The sequence below is a fragment of the Phyllobacterium sp. genome (genome assembly GCF_037994425.1).
Lineage (GTDB): Bacteria > Pseudomonadota > Alphaproteobacteria > Rhizobiales > Rhizobiaceae > Phyllobacterium.
Map to the genome: position 1 here is coordinate 1 of NZ_JBBNAM010000316.1, position 4,920 is coordinate 4,920.

General features: G+C 56.2%; 5 protein-coding genes and 1 pseudogene. 1 reads left to right on the forward strand and 5 read right to left on the reverse strand.

Going from position 1 to position 4,920, the window contains the following annotated elements; genetic code table 11:
- A pseudogene (locus tag AAAB35_RS21185) lies at positions 1-478 on the forward strand (MASE1 domain-containing protein); the annotation flags it as partial.
- A 135-nt stretch (positions 479-613) separates the two neighbouring features.
- Here the strand turns inward: AAAB35_RS21185 and AAAB35_RS21190 are convergent.
- The 5 genes from AAAB35_RS21190 to AAAB35_RS21210 all read right to left on the reverse strand — a co-directional run.
- Complete coding sequence (locus AAAB35_RS21190) at positions 614-1,510, reverse strand: intradiol ring-cleavage dioxygenase (RefSeq protein ID WP_340670258.1); 897 nt, start codon at positions 1,508-1,510, stop codon at positions 614-616.
- Between the two features lie 25 nt (positions 1,511-1,535).
- Positions 1,536-2,597, reverse strand: a complete 1,062-nt coding sequence (locus tag AAAB35_RS21195) for a maleylacetate reductase (RefSeq protein ID WP_340670254.1) — start codon at positions 2,595-2,597, stop codon at positions 1,536-1,538.
- A 71-nt stretch (positions 2,598-2,668) separates the two neighbouring features.
- Positions 2,669-4,270 carry a 4-hydroxyphenylacetate 3-hydroxylase N-terminal domain-containing protein gene (locus AAAB35_RS21200; protein ID WP_340670255.1) on the reverse strand — a complete coding sequence of 534 codons (1,602 nt, stop codon included), beginning with the start codon at positions 4,268-4,270 and terminating at the stop codon, positions 2,669-2,671.
- Positions 4,267-4,701, reverse strand: a complete 435-nt coding sequence (locus AAAB35_RS21205) for a nuclear transport factor 2 family protein (RefSeq protein ID WP_340670256.1) — start codon at positions 4,699-4,701, stop codon at positions 4,267-4,269. Before AAAB35_RS21205 ends, AAAB35_RS21200 begins: the two co-directional genes overlap by 4 nt.
- Positions 4,698-4,920, reverse strand: a 223-nt coding sequence (locus tag AAAB35_RS21210; protein WP_340670257.1) for a flavin reductase family protein, incomplete at its 5' end; no start/stop codon positions are given. The genes AAAB35_RS21210 and AAAB35_RS21205, both read right to left, overlap by 4 nt.

The window sequence follows — 4,920 nt, forward strand, 5'->3', positions numbered from 1 at the left end:
TGCCGCCCCTTCTTTGGGTCGCGGTGCGCTTTGAGTTCAGAGGCGCTGCCGTCGCCTTGACACTCCTTGCCCTGATTACGATGGCACTTATCATGTCCGGTGGCAGCCAGTTCGTCGGCGATCCCGAATCCCAGAGGCAACAGCAGGTCATGCTGCAGCTTTTTCTGGTCATCTCGGCGTTTTCGGCGCTCATCGTGGCCGCCATTTCCCGGCCGCCCCAGCAGGTGGTACTGACATTGCGCCAAAGCTGGAGGCACTGCGTGACCGAGAGCTGGAGCTCTCGCAACTCGTGAACATGGTTCCGAGTCATGTTTGGCGTCTGACACCGGACGGCGAGCCGACTTTCTTCAACAAGCGCATGGTCGATTTCCTTGGCATGGATGTAGCGGACACGGACAGGCCCGGCATGCGCCGGCTGGAGGCGGTCATCGAGACCGTCCATCCGGACGACGGCGCGAGGTTCGGCGACGGGCTCCGTGTATCCGCGTGGTATGTGTACGACCCATGCCGACGTCATCAACACCCGACCTTCTGACGTTCATCAGAAGCTGGGCAAGAATCGACACCGGATGACGCATTGAGCGACCATGGCTGTGTTCGACTGCGTTGAGAGTTATCGTTGGCTCGCCAAGACGAAATCCCAGTTCAGCGACCAAAACGGGCAAGAAAACTCCAGCGAATCCGCGCTGCGCTCGTCGTCCACCTTTTGAAAATTCGCGATGAGAGAATCCTTCACGCCGAAAACCGCGTCTTCGTCCAGGTAAGGGCAATCTGGCGTGAAGATGTGCGTGACAATAGGAGAATAGCCAGGCGCTGTTACAATGTAATGGACGTGCGCAGCTCGGTTCGGGTGTCTGCCCAACGCGCCAAGCAGTTTGCCGACGGGTCCGTCGTCAGGGATTGGATAAGAATGCGGCTTGGCCGAACGGTACCAATATTTCCCGTCCTCGTCAGTCGTAAACACACCTCTCAAATTCCAGTCTGGCTGTACACCCTTTTGCTGAACATCGTAAAATCCGTCGTCATTGCTTTGCCAAACGTCGATTGTCGCACCTGGAATGGGTTCGCCGGAGGTGTTCACAACGCGGCCGCTGACGACCAACGGCTCACCTTTGCCATCAAGGCAAATATTCGTTCCATTTGAGTAGCGGGGAGCATCGGGCACGTAAAAGGGGCCCAGGATGGTATTTTCGGTCGCACCTGTTGGACGGCGGTTGTTGATTGAATCAACAAGCATGGAAACGCCGAGGATGTCGGACAGTAGAATGAATTCCTGTCTCCAGTCAGTGCACATGTGGCCGACGTCCGTAAGAAACTGAATGCCTTGCCGCCATTCCTCGTGGGTCGGCTCAACTTCTTTGATAGCCTGATGCAGATGGTTTACCAGCGAAGTCATAACTTCGCGGAGACGCTGATTGGTGTCGTTTCCCATGCGGGCATTGACTACCTCAGCCGAGGAATGTTCCTCAAAATATGCATACTTCTTGGATTCAGCCCTTTGAGTGCTCATTGAAAACTCCTTCAAGGTCCCAGTCTTATCGAACATGCGGCGGCTCGCCATTGAAAGCGCGGCGAAGAAGAGCTTCGATTTCCATTTTGTCGAGTGGGCGTGGATTCCAGTAAGGATTGGCTAGCGTTCCGTCTGCAGCCACATTCACTCCGCTCTCATCCATTCCCAAAGCGCGGAGCGATCGGTCGGCCCCTACACGGCCGGCGAGCTCGTAGAAAAAAAGCGGGACATTGTCTGTGCCAAGCGCTTCCCCTAGCCTGGACATCACATCCGGCACCGCAACTGCGTTGTATGCGAGTGCGTGGGGCAAAATAACCGCATGAGTCTCCGCGTGCGGAAGATTGAGCGCTCCACCGAGCGTGTGGCACAATTTATGGTGCAGTGCCATTCCAACAGAGCCAAGACAGATGCCAGACAACCAGGCACCCTGAAGCGCGTCAACCCTGGCTTCCTTGTGGAGCGGGTTCTCCACGATCATGGGCAGCGCAGTCGCTAGCAACTTGATGGCTTCGAGCGCCATTAGGCTGACAACAGGGTTTCGATCTTGCGCGTACAATGCCTCGACCGCGTGTGCGATCGCGTTTAGGCCGCTTGTACTGGATAGCTTCGCCGGCAATGTCATTGTCAGGTCGACGTCGTAAACGACAGTTTCAGGAAGAACCCCGGGGCTGCTCTGAGTGACCTTCTTTCCGTCCTTTGTTTCCCCGATGATGGGTGTCATCTCCGAGCCAGCGTAAGTTGTGGGCACGATCACCTGAGGAAGGTCGGTCCTCAATGCAATCGCCTTGGAAAGGCCCGTGGTCGAGCCACCGCCGATGGCAACCAAACCGTTGACGCCAAGCGTGCGTGCCAACGCAACGGCATCGTCGGTAACATCAGAAGGGGTGTGCATCACCGCTCCGGTGTAGACACCAGCTGCTCTTCTGGAGATAAGGCGGGCAATCGCCTGCGCATCAGCTTCTTGATGGGGCGTCGTTAAGACGAGCGCACGCTCTATCCCCAGACGGTCAAGTTCAGCAGGTAACCGGGGAAGCGTTCCCGACCCAAATATGACCCTTGCTGGTAGCGCGTTATAAGTGAAGTCCATTTGCTGACGCTCCTCTGACCACGTCGGCATTGGAGGTGCCTGCCGACGTGGTGGCTATTACGGAAACAGAGTTATGCGGCGTCCACTTGCTCGCGCTCAGCGTCGGTACCGATGTAGCCTTCGTGGACATCCTGAGCGCGTGCGTATTCCGGTTGGAACCTGACGTTCGCGTAGTGCGACGCCTTCTCCGCTTGCTGTGCGCGCTTGCCCAGTTCAGCTGTGTCGCCAAAGCCCAGGACTTCGCGTGCCAGCTGCGTTAAAGGACCATCGACATGGTACTCGGTACGTTGCAAGGTGAGAAGATTGATAAGGTACAAAGGAGTGCCATTGAACTTCTCAAACATCTCGTGGCGAGTACCCCATTCGGTGAGGAACCGCTCGCTGATCTGCCGGAAAATCTTGATGCGGTCACGAGCACTTATCTCCGCACCACGCAGAGCCTCAGCAAGTTTTGGCCCAATATAAGGCTCATCCATCTCGCGCTTGGTGGGCTGCAGAACGATTCCTCGCCCGCAGAATTCTACAAGCAAATTAACCATTGCGGGTTGATGTTCGAGATAGTGGGCACGCCCGAAATCGATGTAGATGTTATTGGGCTTGAACAGTCCCCCGGGGGTCGCAAACCCAGTCTCTTCTGCCGCGAGCATGAAGGCTGTACAAGTCTCGCGGAACCGGATGAGTTCTGCCAGCTGCGACTGAACTACCGGGTTCGAGCTGGTGCCGAGAGACTGCGTCAACAACAGTGCCAGGCCGACCATCAATTCGGCATGTACGCAGTGTCTGACCTGCGTTTCCAGGTGAACCCAGTCGAACTGGCGCTGCGGATACCATTTCGCGTGATCCGGATTTCCGATGTGCTGGACTTGCGACCAGGGAATAAGGACGTCATCGAAGTAAACCATGGCATCAAGTTCGTCACCGATCGTGGCGAGCGGACGATCGTAGGGATCCGCATCCGGTACCGCGCGCGATTCACGGGCAACGACAGTGATCCCAGGTGTCGCGATCGGAACAAGGGCATAGATCGTTTGTTCGGATGTCTGGCCAGGACGCCACAGGTTGCCGATCAGCAGATGATTGACGAACGGTACAGAGGTGCCGATTGCCTTCCAACCCCGCACGAGGACGCCGTGATCCCTTTCTTCGACTACGGTCAGCATCGGAGTTTCGCCGAGCGCTTCAACGCGTCCGCGGTCGAACTGGACGTCCACAAACATTGGCGAGATCGCCAGGTCCTTCGACGTCACTTCATCCCATTGGCGTTTGATATTTCCGGAGAGATCCCGGTGCCCATTCTTGAAGCGGGAGTTGGCCGCCCAGGGCTCCGGGTCATCGACTTGGGTGAACATGACACAATTCATTCCAGCGGGCGGACGTGTGAAGATTCCGCCTTTGAAGTGTCGGAACAAGAAATCGGCATATTTCCGCCGACGGACAGTGTCCTCCTTGGATTTTGGCAAGAACCAATGCATCGATTGACGTTTGCCGTTTTCATCTATGAAGGTCGCGATGTCCTGATTCTTCGGATCCAAATGCAGATCGTAGTAATCTGCGATCGCCTGCGCGTAGCCGCGCGTTTTCGGATGCGTTGTTACGTCTTCGATGATTTCGCCGCCGACATAGACCTTCCGGCCGTCCCGGAGTGATTCCAAATATTCTTTACCAGTTCTCATTTCTTTTCCTCACCGTTGTTGATTAGTTGCTTCTGGAACGTCGCGCTGTCCCAGTAGTCCTCGCTGCGCTGGATCAGCCCCTCGTTGAGATGAAGGACATGAACTCCTCTCAGCGAAATCTTTTGACCCTTGGATTCGATAGGCCCCATTTGGCTTTGAAGTGACGCGGTCATGAGGTACGGAACCGCAGTCAGTCCATTGTGGTCGACGATTGCGATATCTGGCTGCCAATGCGCGTCAGGGAACCAGCCCAAGAAGCGCTGCAAACCGTCGATGATGGCTTTGACGCCATATTTCCGGCGACCATGAGCGACATCCTCATGCGTGGCGTCTTGGGCATAGAGTTCCGCCACCGATGCCAGATCATGGCTGTTGTAGGCAGCGTAGAGGCGCTCATGCAGTTGGCCTGCAGCGACGTTTCGCTGGCTCATTGGATGGCTCCCTCAAACGTGACGCCGCGCATATAGCTACCCGCGCCATACAGGAGAGGTGTTTTCGCAGCAGGGGCCAAAACCGATTCCACGGAAGCGATAAAAACGAGATGGCTGTTAACCAACAGCTCGGCGGTCACCCGGCAATCGAACGCAGTCAGAGAGTTCTGAAGGATGGGCATTGTAACCCGAGATGGAAGGTCCTCTGGCGCGATTGCG